Here is an 18,189-nt window from a genome sequence, read left to right on the forward strand (position 1 = left end):
GCGCCCTGCCCTCACTTCGGCTTCTTCTGGTAGCCGGGATGCCAGCGCAGCCACCATTGCTCCAGCCCGCGCGCAAACAGGTCGGCCAGCTTGCCGAGCAGCGCATACAGCAGGATGCCCACCAGCACGATGTCGGTCTGCAAAAACTCGCGAGCGTTCATCGTGAGATAGCCGATGCCGGCCTGCGCCGAGATGGTTTCGGCCACGATCAAAATTACCCACATCAAGCCCAGCGAAAAGCGCAGGCCCACCAGGATGGACGACAGCGCGCCCGGCAGGATCACCTCGCGGTACAGCTGCCAGCGCGAGAGGCCATAGGTGCGGCCCATCTCGATCAGCTGCGGATCAACGTTGCGAATGCCGTGAAAGGTGTTGAGGTAGATCGGAAAGAACACCGACACCGAGATGAGAAACAGCTTGGCCGACTCGTCGATGCCAAACCACAGGATCACCAGCGGAATGAGCGCCAGCGCAGGAATGTTGCGCACCATCTGGATGGTCGAGTCGAGCAGCGTCTCGAAGAACTTCACCGACCCCGTCAAGAGGCCCAGCACCAGCCCCGTTCCGCCGCCAATGGCGAGGCCCGCGAGCGCACGGCCCGCGCTCACCTTGACGTGCGTCCAGAGCTCGCCCGAAACCGCCAGGCTCCAAGCCGCCTTGACCACGTCGACCGGCGCCGGCAGTACCCGCGTGGAGAGCCAGCCCAGCGATGAGGCGATCTGCCAGAAGACGATCAGCCCCACCGGCACGAGCCATGGCACCAGTCGGCCCGCCACGTTGGCGCCGAAGGCCTTGAGCGCCCGGCCGGCGTTTTCTTCTGAAGGCGCGACCGCCGGCAGTTCTTGCACTTGTTCCGTCATGGGAGTCCTCAGCTTTGGGAAGCAAGACGCGAAGGCGCGTCGAGATTGGCGACCACTTCGCCGAACGGTCCGCTGAGCGAGCCGCCTGCGAGCCGTGTCTGCGCCTTGCGCGAGAGGAGCGGAAACACCAGCTCGGCGAAGCGGTAGGCCTCTTCGAGATGCGGGTAGCCCGAGAGAATGAATTTGTCGAGGCCCAGCGCCGCGTATTCCTCGATGCGCGCCGCCACGGTCTTTGCATCGCCCACCAGTGCGGTGCCCGCGCCACCGCGGACAAGGCCCACGCCGGCCCACAGGTTGGGCGAAATTTCCAGGTCGGCGCGCGAGCGCTTGGCGCCGCCCGCGTGCAACGCGGCCATGCGGCGCTGTCCTTCCGAGTCCATGCGCGCAAAGGCGGCCTGGGCGCGGATCACGGTCTCGTCATCGACGCGGCTGATCAGCTCGTCGGCGGCCTTCCAGGCCGCATCTTCGGTCTCGCGAACGATCACGTGCAGCCGGATGCCGAACTCGACCTTGCGGCCCTTGCGCGCCGCGCGGTTGCGCACGTCGGCAATCTTCTTGGCTACCTCGGCGGGCGGTTCGCCCCAAGTGAGATAGGCATCGACCTGCTCGGCCGCGAGCTCGTGCGCGGCAGCCGACGAGCCGCCGAACCACACTGGTGGATAAGGGTTTTGCACCGGCGGGTAAAGCAGCTTGGCGCCCTTCACGCTCAGGTGGCGGCCTTCGTAATCGAAGGCCAGACCCTCATGGCTGCGCGCAAGAATCTCGCGCCAGATACGAATGAACTCGGCCGACTGCTCATAACGCGCCGCATGGTCCAGGTACACACCGTCGCCTTCGAGCTCGGCCTGGTCGCCGCCTGTTACCAGGTTCACCAGCAGTCGGCCGCCAGAGAGCCTGTCGAAGGTCGCGGCCATGCGCGCAGCGAGGCTGGGCTGGTGCAGGCCGGGCCGCACGGCGACCAGGAACTTGAGCTTCTTGGTCGCGCCGATCAGGCTCGACGCGATCACCCACGGGTCTTCGCACGAGCGGCCGGTGGGAATGAGCACGCCTTCGTAGCCGAGGTTGTCGGCCGCGCCTGCGATCTGCTGCAGGTAGGCCAGGTCGACGGGCCGCGCGCCCTCGCTCGTGCCGAGGTAGCGGCTGTCGCCGTGGGTGGGGAGAAACCAGAATATCTGCATGTCGTCTTTCGTCGGGTCGGGCCGGAGCCTCAGATAGCGAAGAAAAAGCCGCGCACGCGGGGCAGCGCAAAGCGCAGGCGGGGAAAGCCGGCACGCGTGCGCCGTTGCTGTCCGGAAATGCCCCAGGCGCGCGTGGTCGTGGCAACCACGCGTGCGGCGCGGTCTTGCAGCGGCTGCATCACGCGATACCCGCCGCGGCGGCCTCGAGCACGCTGATCTTTCGGGGGATCAGCTTCAGTTCGAAGAAGGTGTCGGCGATCTTTTGCTGCTCGGCGAGCACGGCCTTGCTGATGGGGCTGGTGCCGTAGGCCGCGCGCGCTACGGTCAGTTCGGCCACCGGTTGGGGCAGGCCCCACAGCGCGGCAAACTCGGCGGCCAACTCGTTCTTGTGGGCAGTGCCCCAGACGTCGACCTTGTTGATCTCCTCGATCGCAATGGCAAGCACGTCGGCGTTCTTAGCCACGTAGCCGAGCGACGAAAAGTAATAGCCGCGGTTGCCCACCACCCCGGTCGCATCGGCCAGGATGCGGGCCTCCAGCAACTTCTCGGCAGCGGCAAGGAACGGATCCCAGATCACCCATGCGTCGACAGAGCCCTTCTCGAAAGCGGCACGCGCATCGGCCGGCGGCAGGTAGACGAGGTTCAGATCGCTGTACGCGAGACCGTGCTTCTCGGCCAGCTTGACGATGAAGTAGTGGACGTTGGAGCCCTTGTTGAGGGCGATCTTTTTTCCCTTGAGGTCGGCCACGCTCCTGATGGCGGAGCCCTTGGGCACCAGCACGGCTTCCGACTGGGGCCGAGGAAGCGTGGTTGCCACGTAGGCGAGCGGCGCCCCCGCGGCCTGCGCAAAGATGGGCGGCGCTTCGCCCACGTCGCCGAAGTCGATCGAGCCGACGTTCAGCGCCTCGAGCTGCACCGGGCCGGCCGTGAACTCGGTCCACTTCACCGACACGCCGAGTGGCGCCAAGCGCTTCTCCAGAGTGCCGCGGCCCTTGAGGATGCTGAGGGCGCCCTTCTGGTGGCCGATACGCAGCTGGCGGCCCTGCGCCTGGGCCAGCGCCGCGAACGAAGGCAGCGCCAGCGCGGCGGCGGTGCCTTGCAGCAGGCGGCGGCGCGGAATGGAAATCGAAGTCATGAAGGCGTGTCCTTTCAGGCCGAGATGAAGCCGACGATGAGCGCAATGGCGGTCACCACGATCGTGCTGATGGCAAGGTCTCGCAGCGCGCGCCAGATGGAGCGAGGCGGCGTGTCGAGCGCGGAGTCTTCGGTGGCTACGGGGTTCATGTATGGATTCCTTTGGGCAAAGCTGTCCCCTTGCCGCGCACGGGCGACTTCAAAAGCGGGAACGGAAATGAGATTGGCTGAGCGTGGGTTCGACGAAGAACCGGTCAGACGCTACATCGCACGCGGGAAAATGGGACTGGCTCGAAGCCGTGTGTTGCGGGCAGCTTCAACCCTTCGGTCGCGAGCACCTCGACGGCCTCGTTGAGCCGCTCGGCCAGGTCAGCATGCACCTGGTAGGCGTTCTCGGGTGTCAGCGTGATCTGCGAATCGGTCGCGTAGACGCCCGGCAGGATGTGGCGCGCCGAGAGCGCATGCAGCACCGGCCGCAATGCATAGTCGAGCGCGAGCATGTGGTGCGGGCTGCCGCCCGTGGCCAGCGGCAGCACCGTCTTGCCCTTCAGCGCGTTCTGCGCCAGCAGGTCGAGAAAAACCTTCAGCACCCCGCTGTAAGCCGCCTTGTAGACCGGCGTCGCCACCACGACGACGCGCGCATGCGCCACCTGCGCAATGGCGCGCTCGATCGCCGGATGGTTCCAGTCGGCCAAGAGCAGCGCCTCTGGAGGCAGCTCGCGGATTGCGAGCCGCTCGATCTGCGCATTGCGGCCCGCCAGGCGCTCGGCCACGGCCTCGAGCAAGGCGGTGGAACGCGATGGTGCCGAAGGGCTGCCGGCAATCAAGAGAACGGACACAGATGGCTTTCGTTGTTGTTGGTGGTGATAACGCGAGAAGCTTCGACGCGAGCGGCGGCCTGCCCGCCCCGGCAAGGGCTGGACACAGCAACCTCGAAAGTGCGCGAAGCGTCGGCGCGCTACTTCGTGTAGATCTGGTCGAACGAGCCGCCGTCCGCGAAGTGCGCCTTGTCGGCCTTCGCCCAGCCACCGAAGGCCTGGTCGATGGTTACCAGCGTCAGCTTGGGAAACTGCTTGTCGTACTTGGCCTTGGCCTTTTCCGAGGTCGGGCGATAGAAGTTGCGACCCGCAATGTCCTGGCCTTCGTCCGAATACAGGTACTTGAGGTATTCCTCGGCCACGGCACGGGTGCCCTTCTTGTCGACCACCTTGTCGACCACCGCCACCGTGGGCTCGGCCAGGATGGAAATGGACGGCACCACGATCTCGAACTTCTCGGCGCCGAATTCCTTCAGCGCCAGGAAGGCTTCGTTCTCCCAGGCCAGCAGGACGTCGCCCACGCCGCGCTGCACGAAGGTGATGGTGGAGCCGCGCGCGCCGGTGTCCAGCACAGGCACGTTCTTGAACAGGCTGCCGATGTATTCCTTGGCCTTGGCGTCGCTGCCGTACTTTCGCTTGGCAAACTCCCAGGCGGCCAGGTAGTTCCAGCGGGCGCCACCCGAGGTCTTGGGGTTAGGCGTGATCACCTGCACGCCGGGCTTGACGAGGTCGTCCCAGTCCTTCAGGCCCTTGGGGTTGCCCTTCTTCACCAGGAACACGATGGTCGAGGTGTAGGGCGCAGAGTTCTGCGGCAGGCGCTTCTGCCAATCGGCCTTGACCACGCCGCCGTGCGTGACCAGCGCGTCGATGTCGCCGCCCAGCGCCAGCGTGGCCACGTCGGCATCGATGCCGTCGATGATCGACCGGGCCTGCTTGCCCGAACCGCCGTGCGACTGCTTGATGGTCACGTCCTGGCCTGTCTTGGCCTTCCAGTATTTCGCGAACGCCCGGTTGTAGTCGACGTAGAGCTCGCGCGTCGGGTCATACGACACATTGAGCAGCGTCACCGGGCCGGCGCCCTGCGCAAACGACGGCAATGCCGTCAGGGCCATGGCACCGGCCACGCCGGCCCCCAGGGAAAGCTTGATAAAGTCGCGGCGAAGGCTCATGGTGTCTGGCTCAAAAAGGCATATCGATGAAGCCACGTATTCTGAATACGACATATAGAAACTGGAACGACCGAGTTCTCAGTTCTAAATAGCAAAATCAACTAAGCAACCGCTTTCCCCACCAGAGGCATTAAAAATGGCACGCATGGTTCAGTGCATCAAGCTCGGCAAAGAGGCCGAAGGGCTCGACTTCCCGCCCTATCCCGGGGAACTGGGCAAGCGCCTGTGGGAAAACGTCAGCAAGGAAGCCTGGGCCGCCTGGCTCAAGCAGCAGACCATGCTGGTGAATGAGAACCGGCTGAATCTGGCCGACCTGCGCGCCCGCCAGTATTTGGCCCGCCAGATGGAAAAGCACTTCTTCGGCGAAGGCGCCGACGTCGCCCAGGGCTACGTTCCCCCTTCGAACTGAGCCCGCCTTGGCCGCCGAGCCCGTCGCCTGGCGCGCCGACGGCGTGCCGTACAGCGAGCGCTTCGACGACATCTACCACACCGAAACCGGAGCGCTGGCGCAGTCGCGCCATGTGTTTTTGGGCGGCTGCGGCCTGCCTGAAGCCTGGGCCGGACGTCCGCAATGGCGGATTCTCGAAACTGGATTCGGGCTCGGACTCAATTTTCTGACAACCTGGCAGGCTTGGCGTGCGGACGCCAACCGGCCGAGGCTGCTGCATTTCGTCTCCGTAGAAGCGCACCCGGTTGGTGCAGAAGACCTGTTGCGCGCTGCCGAGGCCTATCCAGAGCTGGCATCGCTGGCTGGGGAACTCGTGGCGCAGTGGCACGGGCTCCTGCTGGGCTTTCACCGGCTTGCCTTCGACGAGGGCCGGGTCTTGCTCACGCTGTGCATCGGCGATGTGCAGGCCATGCTGCGCGCGCAGCGCTTCGAAGCCGACAGCATCTTTCTCGATGGTTTCAGCCCGCAGCAGAACCCCGCGATGTGGTCGCCGGACACGCTTAAAGCCGTCTCGCGCTTTGCACGCCAGGGCACGGGCCTCGCCACCTGGACCTATGCGCGTCCGGTGCGCGACGTGCTCTCGCAGAACGGATTTCAGCTTGAAAGGCGCGAGGGCCTGCCGCCCAAGCGCGACTGCCTCGCCGGCGTGTTCGCGCCTGCCTGGACCGTGCGCCGCCGCGGCCCGGCGCCCGAGCACGTCGAGAAGCCGGGGAGCTGCGCAGTCATCGGTGCCGGCCTGGCCGGCGCCGCCGTGGCGGCGAGCCTGGCACGGCGCGGATGGCAGGTGACGATGCTCGATGCGGCCGATCGCCCGGCCGCCGGCGCTTCGGGCCTGCCGGTCGGCGTGATGGCGCCGCATGTCTCGCCCGACGACGCCCTGCTGTCGCGGCTCACGCGCGCCGGCATTCGCGCCACGTGGCTCGAACTGGAACGCCTGCTGGAACAAGGCCGTGACTGGCGCGCCAGCGGCGTGCTCGAGCGCCGGCCTCAGGGCGACACGCGGGTGCCCGCCGAATGGAGCGACAGCGGCCCCAATGAGTCGTGGCCCGCAAGCACGACGCAATTGGCGCAGACGGGGCTGCCTGCCGATACGCCCGCGCTCTGGCACGCACGTGCGGGCTGGGTGCGTCCTTCGCGTTTGATCGAGGCGTGGCTGCGCGAGCCGGGCGTCGAGTTTCGCGGCAATGCCACGGTCGCGCGGCTGTCCCACGGCGCAACTGGGTGGCAATTGTTCGATGATGCTGGCCGGTTGCTGGCCAAAGCCGACCGCGTCGTCGTTGCCGCGGGCTACCAATCTGGCCGCTTCGGTCCCGCGCTTCCGCTGCAGCCGGTGCGCGGGCAGGTTGCGTGGGGCCGCGTGGCGGACGAACTCGCGCTGCCCGCCACGCCGCTCAATGGCGACGGCCACCTGATCGCCCATGTACCCGAAGGCGAAGGCGCCCAGCTCTGGCTCGCCGGCGCCACCTTCGACCGGGACAGCACCGATCTCGAGCCGAACGATGCCGATGCAACCGCAAACCACGAGCGCCTGAAGCGGCTGCACCCCGCCGCAGCCGCTGTATTAGCTGGGAGCTTCGATCGCGGCGAGGTCAACGCCTGGGTCGGCGTGCGCTGCGCCTCTGGCGACCGCCGCCCGCTGGTCGGTCCGTTGAACAACGCCGGCCTCTGGGTATGCACCGCCCTGGGCTCGCGCGGGCTCAGCTTCGCGGCGCTATGCGCCGAGCTGCTGGCCGCGCAATGGCACGGCGAACCGCTGCCGCTGCCCGCCAACCTCGCGAAGGCGCTGGGGACGCAGCGCACAGAGGTTTAGGCGCACATTTCCCGTCATTCGGCGGCATCTGACCGCCCGCAGCAACCACGGCCTCCGCCAACACGTGAGAATGCTCCGCATGGCCATCCAATACGACATCACGCACACCACCGTCTACCGCTACAAGAATCCGGTGACCTTCGGGCTGCACCGCGTCATGTTCCGGCCGCGCGACAGCCATGACCTGCGGGTGCTGGCCACCGACCTGCAGGTGAGCCCGCAGTCGTTCACGCGGCTGATCCAGGACCCGCATTCGAACTCGGTCGCGCTGGTGCAGCCCATGGGCGAAGCCACGGAACTGCGCATCGTGTGCTCCTTCACCATCGAGCACGTGCCGGCGCAGCAAGACCAGCTCGCGCTCGACCCGGCGGCCGAGTTCCTGCCCTTTGCCTATACCGTGCAAGAGCGCCTCGACCTGGAGCACTACCTGCGGCCGCACCACGACGATGACGCGGGCGGAACCCTGATCCGCTGGGCCCACCAGTTCCTGCATACCGACCAGCCCAACAGCACGCGCGAAGTGCTCGCGCGCATGAACGCGCACATCGGCCAGAGCCTCGAATACAAGGCGCGCGACGAGGAAGGCACGCAGACGCCGCTCCAGACACTGGCGCTCGGCAGCGGGAGCTGCCGCGACTACGCGCTCCTGATGATGGAGGCTGCGCGGCGCCTGGGCATAGCCACGCGATTCGTCTCGGGCTATCTCTACGACGCCGCCCTCGACCGTGCGGCCCAGGCGCCCGGCGAATCGATGACCGGCGCCGGCACCACGCACGCCTGGCTGCAGGCTTATCTTCCGGGCATCGGCTGGCTCGCCTTCGATCCCACCAACAACCTCATGGGCAGTGGGCAGCTGATTCGCGTCGGCGTGACTCGCGATCCGGCGCAGGCCGCGCCGATCTCCGGCAGTTGGTACGGCGATGCCGAGGCCTATGACGGCCTCGAGGCCACCGTGGTGGTGACGCGCCGCAAGGAAGGCTGAAGCCCTCGCGCGGAGGTGTCGCGCACGCGATAGCAGCTACGGGAAAGCCCGGCCCGCCGCGCCGGGCAACGCCCCTACGCTGCCCCGCCGGTTCAGCGAAATAGCACGGTCGTTCTCTACGGTCGGGCGAGGCTCCGCTGTGCCGGGCTTCTTCCCAACACCAACAAAGCGGAGAGAGACACCTCATGCATTCAGCGCGCCTGACATTTCTTGCCCTTGCAGCCAGCCTTGCCGTCGCATCCTGCGGCGGGGGCGGCGGCGGTAACGGTTTTGCCTTCACGCCACTGCCTCCGGCTCCGGCTCCCGCGCCCCCGGCACCGCCCCCTCCGCCTCCTCCCCCACCCGAAGAAACCCGGCTGCAGGACAGCCGCAATTCCTTCGCGCCCGCCGATCCTGCGGCCACCACTTTTGCGGCGCTCGCGGCCGACGCAAGCGACAGCGTCGACAACGCCACCACCAGCCGCTGGGCCGGCATGCTCGGCGGCGCGCAATACCGCGTCGAGGTGCCCGCCAACTGGAACGGCAAGCTCGTGATGTACGCGCACGGCTATGCCGGCGACGTCAACCTGCTGAAGGTAAATAACCCGTCCATCCGCCGCTACCTGATCCAGAACGGCTACGCCTGGGCCGCATCGAGCTACAGCAAGAACTTCTACGACGTGCGCGCGGGCGTGGAAGACACCAACGCACTGGCCCTGCAGTTCAACGCCATCGCCAAGGCCAACGGGCGCGAGCTCGCCGCACCGTCTAAGGTCTACATCACCGGCCACTCGATGGGCGGCCACATCACGGCGGCGGCCATCGAGGACGAGGCCTACGCAACGGCCAACCACAAGATGAAGTACAACGGCGCGGTTCCGATGTGCGGCGTGGTCGGCGACACCGAGCTGTTCGACTACTTCTCGGGCGCGCAGATCGCCGCGCAGGCACTGGCGGGGCTGCCCAAGTACCCGACCGTCAATTGGTCGGACATCAAGGCGCAGGTCACCAGCACCCTGTACACCGCCTTTCCAGGAACGCCGACGGCCACCGGTTTGAAGTTCGCCTCGGTGGTGAAGAACCTCACCGGGGGTGAGCGCCCGATGTTCGACCTGGGCTTCACGCAAGGCGGCTCGTTCGCGGCGGTGTGGGGCGTGTTCGGCAGCGACGGCACGGTCAACGGCATCCTGAACAGGAGCACGCTCGACACCAACCGGTTCACCTACACCATCGACGGGGACCAGCCAGGGACCACCGCGCTGAACGCTTCCGTGCTCAAGCTGACGGCGGCCGTCGACGCCAACCGCCTGCGCACCGACGGCCTGCGCTGGATCCCCAAGGCCAATGGCGAATTCAAGATTCCGGTGGTCACGCTGCACACGCTGGGCGATCTCTACGTGCCCTTCAGCATGGAGCAGATCTACAACCAGCGCGCGGCCGCCAAGGGCAACAGCGGCTGGCTGGTGCAGCGCGCGGTTCGCGGCATCTCGCATTGCGATTTCACCATCGCCGAGCAGGTCGAGGCCTTCGATGCGATGGTCAAGTGGGAGCGTGACGGCGTGAAGCCGGCGGGCGACGATGTGATTACCGCGGCCACGGTGGCGGACCCGGCCTATGGCTGCACCTTCACGCGGCCGCTAGGCACGGTGGACGAAGGTGACACCAGCAAGGCGACGCGTCCGGGCGCAGCCGCCGCACGCCCCTGCCCGCCCTGATCGGCATGTGATCGGCATGTGACCGGCGGGCTAAGTCTCGCGCAGCAAGAGGCGGGGAAGCGACATTGACGCCCGTTCCAAACGGCGGCAATGTCGCACCATCGGCGTGGCACCGAACGCCTTGAAGGACGACGCATGAGACTCCTTGCACTCACCGCCGGCACGCTGGTGGCCGCAGCCTTGGCCTGGCATGCCGCGCCCTCCTTCGCCGAGCCGGCGCGCCGCGTGCCCCCGCCCAGGTTCGATGTGATGACGCCGCCGACCGCGATTTACGAAACCGCCGTGCTCGCCGGCGGCTGCTTCTGGGGCGTGCAAGGCATATTCCAGCGTGTCAAAGGCGTGAACATCGCCTTGTCGGGCTATGCCGGCGGCGACGCGAAGACCGCGCGCTATGAACAGGTGGGTTCCGGCCGCACCGGCCATGCCGAATCGGTGCGCATCGTCTACGACCCGAAGCAGATCAGCTACGGCAAGCTGCTACAGATCTTTTTTTCGGTGGCGCACGACCCGACCGAGCTGAACCGGCAAGGTCCGGACACGGGCCCCCAATACCGATCCACCGTGTTTGCCGAGAACATCGAGCAGGCTCGCGTGGCAAGGGACTACATCGCGCAGCTGAACCAGGCCAAGGTCTTCGGCAAGCCATTGGCGACAACCATCGAAATGTCGAAGCCCTTCTATGCGGCCGAGGCCTATCACCAGGACTTTCTTACTCGCAATCCGAAATATGGCTACATCGTGATCCACGACATGCCGAAGCTCGATAACCTCAAGAAGCTGTTTCCGGAGAGCTACCGGGCGACACCCGTTCTGGTGAACCCGGCAAAAAGCGGGTGAGTAAGAGCGGGTGAATTTCAGGCGCCTTTCGGCGCATCCGCCGTCGCATCGTAGTTGCCGCGGCGTGCCGCCTGGTTGCACTGCGCGCGATGCACGAGCGCTTTCTTCGCCGCTTCCACGTTGGCGCGGTCGCCCTTCCAGGCATCCAGTGCCGGCTGCTGGACGGCGCGCGAATATGAAAACGCCAGTGCCCAGGGCAGCCGCGACTTGAATCTCTGGTTCATTGCATTCAGCCGGGCGGAAGCGAGCTGCGCCGATTGGCCGCCCGAGAGAAAAGCGATTCCCGGCACTGCGGCAGGCACGGTGCGCAATAGGCACGCCACCGTGGCGTCCGCCACTTCTTCAACGCTCTCCTGCTGCGGACAGGCTTGCCCAGGCAGCACCATGTTCGGCTTCAGGAGCATGCCCTCGAGCAGCACGCCTTGCAGCCGAAGCTGGGCGAACACTGCGTGCAGCGTGTCTTCCGTGATCTCCGCGCAGCGTGCCAGCGAATGATCGCCCTCCATCAGCACCTCGGGTTCGACGACGGGAACGAGTCCCGCCTCTTGGCACAGCGCTGCGTAGCGTGCCAGCGCATGGGCATTCACCTCGATGCAAGCGCGAGTGGGCAAGCCAGCCCCCGGCGTTATGACGCCGCGCCATTTGGCAAAGCGCGCGCCCATTCCAGCGTATTCGGCCAGGCGCTCGCGCAGCCCGTCCAGGCCTTCGGTGACCGTTTCGCCCGGATGGCCCGCCAGCGGCTTGGCGCCGGTGTCGACCTTGATTCCGGGAATGATGCCCTCTGCGTCGAGCGCCGAGACGAACGACGTGCCCGTGCTGGTTCGCTGCCGGATGGTTTCGTCGAAGAGGATCGCGCCGCTGATGCATGCGCCCAGGCCCGGCGCGGTAACGATCAGTTCGCGCCAATCGCGCCGCGCGTCCTCGGTCAGCGGGATGCCAAGTTTGGCGAAGCGCTTGTGGCAGGTGGCGTTGCTCTCGTCCATGGCGAGCAAGCCCTTGTCCGCAGCGACCAGCGCCTGTGCGGTATCGATCAGTGCCTGTGCAGTCATGATGCTGTGACCCTCACTTGCAGCGATCGTACGCCCCTGCCCCGCCTCCGGCTAGATCACGTTCTTTTCTACCAGCGGCCGGTTTTCCAGGATCCGCGCGAACGAAAGCGGCGACAGGTCGAGTCCGCGGTACTCGCCATAGCGGATGAGCTCGGCCACGCCGCGCCCCGCCGCCGGGCACTGCTGCAGGCCGTGCCCCGAGAAGCCGTTGGCAAAAAACATGTTCTCGCAGCCCGGATGCAGCCCGAGGATCGCGTTGTGGTCGAACAGGTTCATCTCGTAATAGCCGGCCCACGCACCCGTCATGCGAATGGCTTCGAAGGCAGGCACGCGCTTGCCCAAGGCGGGCCAGATGAAATCGTCGAACACGCGGTAATCGACTTCGAGCGGGGCATCGTCGCGGTCCCGGTCCTGGGGCGGCGAAAAACCGCAGATGAAGCGGCGACCCTCGGGCCGAAACCAGATGCCCGACGTGTCGATGACCAACGGACAGCCCGGCAGGGTCTCGGGGCACGAGAAGCTGAACACCATGCGGCGCCGGCCGCGCACCGGCAGGTCGACACCGGCCCAGCCCGCCACCTTCGCCGCCCACGCACCGGCGGCATTGACTACCAAGTCGGCCTGCAGCACGTTGCCGATGTCGAGCTCGACGCCCGTTACCCGATTCCCGCTGCACTGCAGGCCGGTCGCCTTTGCCTGCACGTAGAGCGCGCCCTGCGAGATGGCCTTCTTGCGAAAGGCTTGCAACAGGCTGTAGCCGTCGTACCAGCCCTCGCCTGAAAGGCCCAGCGACGCCAGCGCGATTTCCTCGGTCGACATCCACGGAAAGCGCGCCTGCAGTTCGTCCGGCGCCATCAGCAGCACGTCGACGCCATGGGCCTTTTGCAGCGCGTGGTTCTCGCGCAGCACATCGACACCATCCGTGGGCGCCAGATAAAGGTACCCGGGCTCGACCAGGCCGATGTCGGGCACGTTGTCGCCCACGCGCAGAGTTTCGCCAAGGCCGCGGAAAAATTCGATGCCGTAGAGCGACATCTCGATGTTGATGGCCGTGGAGAACTGCTGCCGGATCGAACTGGCCGACAAGGTCGACGACGCCTGCGTGTACGAGAAGTCGCGCTCGACCACGGTGACCTCGAACGGTTCCTCCAGCGGATCCCGGTTCAGGAAATAAGCGATGGAGGAGCCGATGGCGCCGCCGCCGATGATCACCACACGACGCATGAAATGCCCTTCTTGCTGTTCGCCAACGAGCCCATTGTCCCAAGCGCCGCGAAAAATCGCGAGCCCCGCACGCAGAATAGCAACGATGAGAAAAGACATTCCCAACCTGGGTGCGCTGCAGGCTTTCGAAGCTTCGGCACGGCTGGGGAGTTTCACCCGCGCGGCGGCCGAATTGGCCCTTACCCAGAGCGCCGTCGGCCGGCAGGTGGCCTCGCTGGAGCAGCGGCTGGGGGTGCCGCTGTTTTCGCGCGTTCGCCGGCGCCTCACCCTCACCGATACGGGACGCGAATATGCGGCGCGCATCCGCCGCCACCTCGACCAGATCCGCCGCGACACGCTGGAAATCAGCGCCGGCCACGACATGGGTTTTGTGCTCGAAGTGGCCGTGGTGCCCACTTTCGCCACGCAGTGGCTCATTCCGCGCCTGCCCGATTTCAGCCGCAGGCATCCGAACATCACGGTCAACCTCTCGGCGCGGTCGCAGCCCTTCTCGTTCCAGGAGAACGCCTATGACGCCGCCATCTATTTCGGCGACCAGTTCTGGCCTAACACCCAGGGTGGGCTGATCTTTTCCGAGGGCGAAATGGTGCCGGTCTGCAGCCCTGCGTTCCGCGATGCCAACGGCCCGTGGGATGAATCGGCCTTCGAACGCTGCCGCCACGTGCACCTGGGCACGCGCGCGCACGCCTGGCGCGACTGGTATGCGCAGCAGGGCTGGGACTACACCGTGCACGCCTCGCGCGGACCGCGCTACGAGCTCTTCACCATGGTGACCGCCGCCGCGGCCGCCGGCATGGGCGTGGGCCTCGCGCCGCGCATCCTGATCGAACGCGAATTGCGCACCGGCGAACTCGTGATTCCGATCGACCGCCACCTGGACGTGCGCCAGGGCTACTACTTCGCCCATCCCGAAGGCCGGCCGGCTTCCGGGGCGCTGGAGCATTTCAAGCGCTGGGTGCTCGGGCTCACGCCCGGTTGACAGGACCGTCTTAGCGTTCGATTGCGGCCGCTGCTGGCCTGCAATTTGCTCCTTTGATCAAAAATGACAGAAAATTTTCTTTTTTGTCTTATATTTGTAAACCCATTTTCATCGGACACCCCTTTTCGGGTGCACGAACCCACGCATGAGCACCAACGTCGACAACACGGGCACCACCGTGGCACAGCGCATTGCGCAGGCTCTGCCGCGGCTGACGCGTTCGCACCGCCAGGTCGCCGACTTCGTGCTGGAGCACCCGCTGCAGGTTGCGACCCTGCCTATCGACGAGCTCGCGGCCGCCGTCGGCGTGTCCGTCGCCACGGCCAACCGCTTTGCCCGGGCGCTGGACTTCGACGGCTACGCCACCTTTCGCGCCGAACTTGTGCGCGGGTTCGAGTCGCTGGTGGCGCCAGTGGAGCGCCTGCGCGGCAATCTCGAGCATCCGACCACCGTGGCCGAGGTGTTCGCCACCGCGCTCGACGAAAGCCGCCGCAACATCGAAGCCACGCGCCAGTCGCTGGACTACGCCGCTTGCGAGGCCGCGGTGCAGCGCATCGGCAAGGCCCGCTCCATCTACATTGCCGGCTTTGGCGCCAGCGCGTGGCTGGCAGGGCTGCTGCAGCACGGCCTGGACGGCAGCTGCAACGACGTGCGGATGCTCTCCAGCGTCAGCGGCGTCACGCACGCGGCGCGCTCGCTGATGCACGCCGGGCCGCAGGACCTGTTCATCGGGCTGACTTTTCCGCGCTACCTGACAGACACGGTGGCGCTGGCCCAGATTGCCAAGGGTCAGGGCTGCGCGGTGCTGGCGCTGACCGACCGCCCGAGTTCGCCGCTGGCGCCGCTGGCCGACGTAGCGCTCTATTGCCAGACCGAAACCAACTATCGGCCGAACTGCGAGACCAGCGTGCTGGCATTGATCGAGGCGCTGACCAGCGCGGTGGCGCTGCGCGCGCCGCGCGCGGTCCAGTCCGCGAGCCGCATCCTGCAGGCCGTGCGGCCCTGGCTGCACGGCGCGCAAGGCCTGCCACGGGCCGATGTCGCCACACAACCCCTCGGCGCAGCCACCACGGCCAATGCCCGCAAGACAAGGAAGAAAGCTTCCCGATGAAGAAAGCCACGCCCGTCATTGCCATTCACGGCGGTGCCGGCACCATCAACGCCGCAACGACCAGCGCGGCCCAGGCGCAGGCCTATCACGATGCCTTGCGGAACGTGGTGCTCGCTGCACAGGCGCTGCTTATCAAGGGCGCATCCGCACTCGACGCCACCTGCCTCGCGGTCGAAATGCTCGAGGACTGCCCGCTCTTCAACGCGGGTCATGGCTCGGTCTTCACGCACGGCGAAACCCACGAGCTCGATGCCGCCGTGATGGACGGCGCCACCCTGGCCGCCGGCGCGATTGCCGGCGTGTGCCACATCCGCCGCCCGGTGCGCGCCGCGCGCGCCGTGCTCGAAGACGGCGCCCACGTGCTGCTCGCCGGCCCGGGCGCCGAAGCCTTTGCGCGCGAGCACGGGCTGGAGATGGTCGAGCCCTCGTATTTCTCCACCGAGGCGCGCCGCCAGCAGCTCTACCGCGTGCGGGGCACCGGCCGCGTGGTCACCGACCATGAAGGCGCGGCCATGACGCCGCCGCTCGACGAAGACAAGAAGCTCGGCACCGTCGGCGCCGTGGCGCTGGACATGCACGGCCACCTTGCCGCGGCCACCTCGACAGGCGGCATGACCAACAAGCGCGTCGGCCGCATCGGCGATTCCCCGCTGATCGGCGCCGGCACCTATGCCGACGACCGCACGGCCGCCGTCTCCTGCACCGGCAGCGGCGAAATGTTCATCCGCGTGGCAGCGGCCTACGACGTTTGCGCCCGCATGGCCTACGGCGGCGCCACGCTCGAAGCGGCCACGCATGCGGTCGTGCAGCAGTCGCTGCCCGCCATCGGCGGCACCGGCGGGCTGATTGCCGTCGATCGCCACGGCAACCTGAGCCTCGCCTTCAACAGCGAAGGCATGTACCGCGCTCACGCGCGCGGCGACGAATCGCCGGTCACGGCCATCTTCGCCTGACACCCCCTTCTCCTCGCACCCCATGTCCACCCCTCCCCTCGCCCTGCCGGACGGCCGCGTCCTCGCCGTTGACGATCTCACCGTGCGCTTCTCGACCTCCGAGCGCACCGTCGACGCCGTCAAGAATCTCTCGTTCCACGTCGACCATGGCGAAACGCTCGCGGTGGTGGGCGAATCGGGCTCGGGCAAGTCGGTCACCTCGCTCGCGCTGATGCGGCTGGTGGAGCATGGCGGCGGCCGCATCCTCGGCGGGCGCATGGCGTTTCGCCGCCGCAATGGCGAGGTGCTCGACCTCGCGCAGGCACGCGACACCACGATGCGCGGCATTCGCGGCGCGGACATCGCAATGATCTTCCAGGAGCCGATGACCTCGCTCAACCCGGTGTTCACCGCCGGCGACCAGATTGCCGAGGCCATTCGCATCCACCAGGGCAAGAACAATGCGGCCGCGCGCGCCGAGGCATTGCGCATGCTGGAGCTGGTGCGCATTCCCGAAGCGCGCAACGTGCTCGACCGCTTTCCGCACCAGCTCTCGGGCGGCATGCGCCAGCGCGTGATGATCGCGATGGCGCTCTCGTGCAAGCCGCAGTTGCTGATTGCCGACGAGCCCACCACGGCGCTCGACGTGACCATCCAGGCGCAGATCCTCCAGCTCATCCGCGAGCTGCAGAAGGAGATGCGCATGGGCGTGCTCTTCATCACGCACGACATGGGCGTGGTGGCCGAGATTGCCGACCGCGTGCTGGTGATGTATCGCGGCGACAAGGTGGAAGCCGGCACCTCCGACACCGTGTTTGCCGCGCCGCAGCACCCCTACACCAAGGCGCTGCTGTCGGCCGTGCCCAAGCTGGGCGCGATGCAGGGCACCGACCTTCCGGCCAAGTTCGAGCTGCTGCGCACCGAGGGCAGCCCGGACACCGTGCCGTGCACCAACACCACGCCGCAGACCACGGTTCGCTCAGACGCCGGCCCGATCCTGCGGGTGCGCGACCTGGTGACGCGCTTCGACGTGCGCAGCGGCCTCTTCGGCCGCGTGAAGCGCCGGGTGCACGCGGTCGAGAAGATCAGCTTCGATCTCTACCCCGGCGAGACGCTGGCGCTGGTGGGCGAATCGGGCTGCGGCAAGTCGACCACCGGCCGCTCGCTGCTGCGCCTCGTCGAGAGCCAGAGCGGCGCCATCGAGTTCGGCGGAAAGAACATCCGCGAGCTGCCCACGCGCGAGCTTCAGGCCTTGCGCCGCAACATCCAGTTCATCTTCCAGGACCCCTTCGCCTCGCTCGATCCGCGCGTGACGGTCGGCTTCTCGATCATGGAGCCGCTGCTCATCCACAACATCGCCAAGGGCGCCGAGGCACAGCAGCGCGTCGATTGGCTACTGCAGAAGGTCGGCCTTCCGCCAGAGGTGGCGCAGCGCTATCCGCACGAATTCTCCGGTGGCCAGCGACAGCGCATCGCGATTGCGCGTGCCCTCGCGCTCAACCCCAAGGTGGTGGTGGCGGACGAATCGGTTTCGGCGCTCGACGTGTCGATCCAGGCGCAGATCGTCAACCTCATGCTCGACTTGCAGCGCGAACTGGGCGTGGCTTTTCTTTTCATCTCGCACGACATGGCCGTGGTCGAGCGCATCAGCCACCGCGTGGCCGTGATGTACCTTGGGCAGATCGTCGAGATCGGCCCTCGCCGCGCGGTGTTCGAGGCACCGCAGCACGCCTACACCCGCAAGCTGATGGCGGCGGTGCCGGTGGCCGATCCGTCGCGCCGCCACAAGCCGCGCGCGCTGCTCGAAGGCGAGATTCCCAGCCCGATCCGCGCCGTGGGCGATGAACCCGACGTGCCGCCGCTGGTGCAGGTCGCGCCCGGTCACTTCGTGGCACGGCACGCCATTGGCGGCGCCTTCTGATCGATCGACCAATTTTTCAACCCGCAGGCCCTCCTGCATTTTT

The 18,189-nt window shown here is 66.8% G+C and carries 18 protein-coding genes; 9 read left to right on the plus strand and 9 right to left on the minus strand.

Annotation, left to right across the window (positions count from 1 at the left end):
* Positions 1 to 11: 11 nt before the first annotated feature.
* The 7 genes from ssuC to J2X92_RS23425 all read right to left on the minus strand — a co-directional run bounded on the left by ssuC (position 12) and on the right by J2X92_RS23425 (position 5,159).
* Positions 12 to 860, minus strand: a complete 849-nt coding sequence (gene ssuC / locus J2X92_RS23395) for an aliphatic sulfonate ABC transporter permease SsuC (RefSeq protein ID WP_307579218.1) — start codon at positions 858 to 860, stop codon at positions 12 to 14.
* Positions 861 to 868: 8 nt separating this feature from the next.
* The gene (gene ssuD / locus J2X92_RS23400; protein ID WP_307579220.1) at positions 869 to 2,038 is read right to left on the minus strand and encodes an FMNH2-dependent alkanesulfonate monooxygenase; all 1,170 of its coding nucleotides are present in this window, start codon (positions 2,036 to 2,038) and stop codon (positions 869 to 871) included.
* 29 nt (positions 2,039 to 2,067) lie between these two features.
* The gene (locus J2X92_RS23405; RefSeq protein WP_307579222.1) at positions 2,068 to 2,217 is read right to left on the minus strand and encodes a hypothetical protein; all 150 of its coding nucleotides are present in this window, start codon (positions 2,215 to 2,217) and stop codon (positions 2,068 to 2,070) included.
* Positions 2,217 to 3,173, minus strand: coding sequence for a sulfonate ABC transporter substrate-binding protein (locus J2X92_RS23410; RefSeq protein ID WP_307579224.1), 957 nt, complete (start codon positions 3,171 to 3,173; stop codon positions 2,217 to 2,219). Before J2X92_RS23410 ends, J2X92_RS23405 begins: the two co-directional genes overlap by 1 nt.
* Positions 3,174 to 3,187: 14 nt before the next feature.
* The gene (locus J2X92_RS23415; protein ID WP_268810396.1) at positions 3,188 to 3,322 is read right to left on the minus strand and encodes a hypothetical protein; all 135 of its coding nucleotides are present in this window, start codon (positions 3,320 to 3,322) and stop codon (positions 3,188 to 3,190) included.
* 104 nt (positions 3,323 to 3,426) lie between these two features.
* Positions 3,427 to 4,011, minus strand: coding sequence for an NADPH-dependent FMN reductase (gene ssuE, locus J2X92_RS23420; protein ID WP_307579227.1), 585 nt, complete (start codon positions 4,009 to 4,011; stop codon positions 3,427 to 3,429).
* A 119-nt stretch (positions 4,012 to 4,130) separates the two neighbouring features.
* Positions 4,131 to 5,159, minus strand: coding sequence for a sulfate ABC transporter substrate-binding protein (locus J2X92_RS23425; protein ID WP_307579229.1), 1,029 nt, complete (start codon positions 5,157 to 5,159; stop codon positions 4,131 to 4,133).
* 136 nt (positions 5,160 to 5,295) lie between these two features.
* Here J2X92_RS23425 and J2X92_RS23430 point away from each other — a divergent pair, with 136 nt between their 5' ends.
* The 5 genes from J2X92_RS23430 (at position 5,296) to msrA (ending at position 10,930) form a co-directional block, all read left to right on the plus strand.
* Complete coding sequence (locus tag J2X92_RS23430) at positions 5,296 to 5,568, plus strand: oxidative damage protection protein (RefSeq protein WP_012748083.1); 273 nt, start codon at positions 5,296 to 5,298, stop codon at positions 5,566 to 5,568.
* Positions 5,569 to 5,575: 7 nt separating this feature from the next.
* Positions 5,576 to 7,417: an FAD-dependent 5-carboxymethylaminomethyl-2-thiouridine(34) oxidoreductase MnmC gene (mnmC, locus tag J2X92_RS23435; RefSeq protein WP_307579233.1), complete on the plus strand. Its 1,842-nt coding sequence runs from the start codon at positions 5,576 to 5,578 to the stop codon at positions 7,415 to 7,417.
* 79 nt (positions 7,418 to 7,496) lie between these two features.
* Positions 7,497 to 8,399 carry a transglutaminase family protein gene (locus J2X92_RS23440; protein WP_373424874.1) on the plus strand — a complete coding sequence of 301 codons (903 nt, stop codon included), beginning with the start codon at positions 7,497 to 7,499 and terminating at the stop codon, positions 8,397 to 8,399.
* 185 nt (positions 8,400 to 8,584) lie between these two features.
* Positions 8,585 to 10,093, plus strand: coding sequence for an alpha/beta hydrolase family protein (locus J2X92_RS23445; protein ID WP_307579236.1), 1,509 nt, complete (start codon positions 8,585 to 8,587; stop codon positions 10,091 to 10,093).
* Between the two features lie 135 nt (positions 10,094 to 10,228).
* The gene (msrA, locus tag J2X92_RS23450; RefSeq protein ID WP_307579238.1) at positions 10,229 to 10,930 is read left to right on the plus strand and encodes a peptide-methionine (S)-S-oxide reductase MsrA; all 702 of its coding nucleotides are present in this window, start codon (positions 10,229 to 10,231) and stop codon (positions 10,928 to 10,930) included.
* 17 nt (positions 10,931 to 10,947) lie between these two features.
* Here the strand turns inward: msrA and J2X92_RS23455 are convergent, their stop codons facing one another.
* Entirely contained in the window at positions 10,948 to 11,979 is a 1,032-nt protein-coding gene (locus J2X92_RS23455; RefSeq protein ID WP_307579240.1) for a class I fructose-bisphosphate aldolase, read from the minus strand.
* A 51-nt stretch (positions 11,980 to 12,030) separates the two neighbouring features.
* On the minus strand, positions 12,031 to 13,203 hold the full coding sequence (locus J2X92_RS23460) for an NAD(P)/FAD-dependent oxidoreductase (protein ID WP_307579242.1): 1,173 nt from the start codon (positions 13,201 to 13,203) through the stop codon (positions 12,031 to 12,033).
* Positions 13,204 to 13,288: 85 nt separating this feature from the next.
* Between J2X92_RS23460 and J2X92_RS23465 the strand changes: the two genes are divergently transcribed.
* From J2X92_RS23465 to J2X92_RS23480, 4 genes are all read left to right on the plus strand, one after another.
* The gene (locus J2X92_RS23465; protein ID WP_307579244.1) at positions 13,289 to 14,182 is read left to right on the plus strand and encodes a LysR substrate-binding domain-containing protein; all 894 of its coding nucleotides are present in this window, start codon (positions 13,289 to 13,291) and stop codon (positions 14,180 to 14,182) included.
* Positions 14,183 to 14,327: 145 nt separating this feature from the next.
* The gene (locus J2X92_RS23470; protein ID WP_307579246.1) at positions 14,328 to 15,293 is read left to right on the plus strand and encodes a MurR/RpiR family transcriptional regulator; all 966 of its coding nucleotides are present in this window, start codon (positions 14,328 to 14,330) and stop codon (positions 15,291 to 15,293) included.
* A complete protein-coding gene (locus J2X92_RS23475; protein ID WP_307579248.1) occupies positions 15,290 to 16,246 on the plus strand; it encodes an isoaspartyl peptidase/L-asparaginase family protein in 957 nt (318 codons plus the stop codon). Before J2X92_RS23470 ends, J2X92_RS23475 begins: the two co-directional genes overlap by 4 nt.
* Before the next feature lie 22 nt (positions 16,247 to 16,268).
* A complete protein-coding gene (locus tag J2X92_RS23480) occupies positions 16,269 to 18,146 on the plus strand; it encodes a dipeptide ABC transporter ATP-binding protein (RefSeq protein WP_307579250.1) in 1,878 nt (625 codons plus the stop codon).
* Positions 18,147 to 18,189 lie beyond the last annotated feature (43 nt).

This window comes from Variovorax paradoxus, assembly GCF_030811855.1.
Lineage (GTDB): Bacteria > Pseudomonadota > Gammaproteobacteria > Burkholderiales > Burkholderiaceae_C > Variovorax > Variovorax paradoxus_L.

Coding starts and splice junctions, on each gene's coding strand:
- J2X92_RS23475 (WP_307579248.1), top strand. CDS start 15,290: ATGAAGAAAGCCACGCCCGTCATTGCCATTCACGGCGGTGCCGGCACC.
- J2X92_RS23440 (WP_373424874.1), top strand. CDS start 7,497: ATGGCCATCCAATACGACATCACGCACACCACCGTCTACCGCTACAAG.
- J2X92_RS23405 (WP_307579222.1), bottom strand. CDS start 2,217: ATGCAGCCGCTGCAAGACCGCGCCGCACGCGTGGTTGCCACGACCACG.
- J2X92_RS23425 (WP_307579229.1), bottom strand. CDS start 5,159: ATGAGCCTTCGCCGCGACTTTATCAAGCTTTCCCTGGGGGCCGGCGTG.
- msrA (WP_307579238.1), top strand. CDS start 10,229: ATGAGACTCCTTGCACTCACCGCCGGCACGCTGGTGGCCGCAGCCTTG.
- J2X92_RS23455 (WP_307579240.1), bottom strand. CDS start 11,979: ATGACTGCACAGGCACTGATCGATACCGCACAGGCGCTGGTCGCTGCG.
- J2X92_RS23415 (WP_268810396.1), bottom strand. CDS start 3,322: ATGAACCCCGTAGCCACCGAAGACTCCGCGCTCGACACGCCGCCTCGC.
- J2X92_RS23480 (WP_307579250.1), top strand. CDS start 16,269: ATGTCCACCCCTCCCCTCGCCCTGCCGGACGGCCGCGTCCTCGCCGTT.
- ssuC (WP_307579218.1), bottom strand. CDS start 860: ATGACGGAACAAGTGCAAGAACTGCCGGCGGTCGCGCCTTCAGAAGAA.
- J2X92_RS23445 (WP_307579236.1), top strand. CDS start 8,585: ATGCATTCAGCGCGCCTGACATTTCTTGCCCTTGCAGCCAGCCTTGCC.
- J2X92_RS23465 (WP_307579244.1), top strand. CDS start 13,289: ATGAGAAAAGACATTCCCAACCTGGGTGCGCTGCAGGCTTTCGAAGCT.
- J2X92_RS23430 (WP_012748083.1), top strand. CDS start 5,296: ATGGCACGCATGGTTCAGTGCATCAAGCTCGGCAAAGAGGCCGAAGGG.
- J2X92_RS23410 (WP_307579224.1), bottom strand. CDS start 3,173: ATGACTTCGATTTCCATTCCGCGCCGCCGCCTGCTGCAAGGCACCGCC.
- J2X92_RS23470 (WP_307579246.1), top strand. CDS start 14,328: ATGAGCACCAACGTCGACAACACGGGCACCACCGTGGCACAGCGCATT.
- J2X92_RS23460 (WP_307579242.1), bottom strand. CDS start 13,203: ATGCGTCGTGTGGTGATCATCGGCGGCGGCGCCATCGGCTCCTCCATC.
- ssuD (WP_307579220.1), bottom strand. CDS start 2,038: ATGCAGATATTCTGGTTTCTCCCCACCCACGGCGACAGCCGCTACCTC.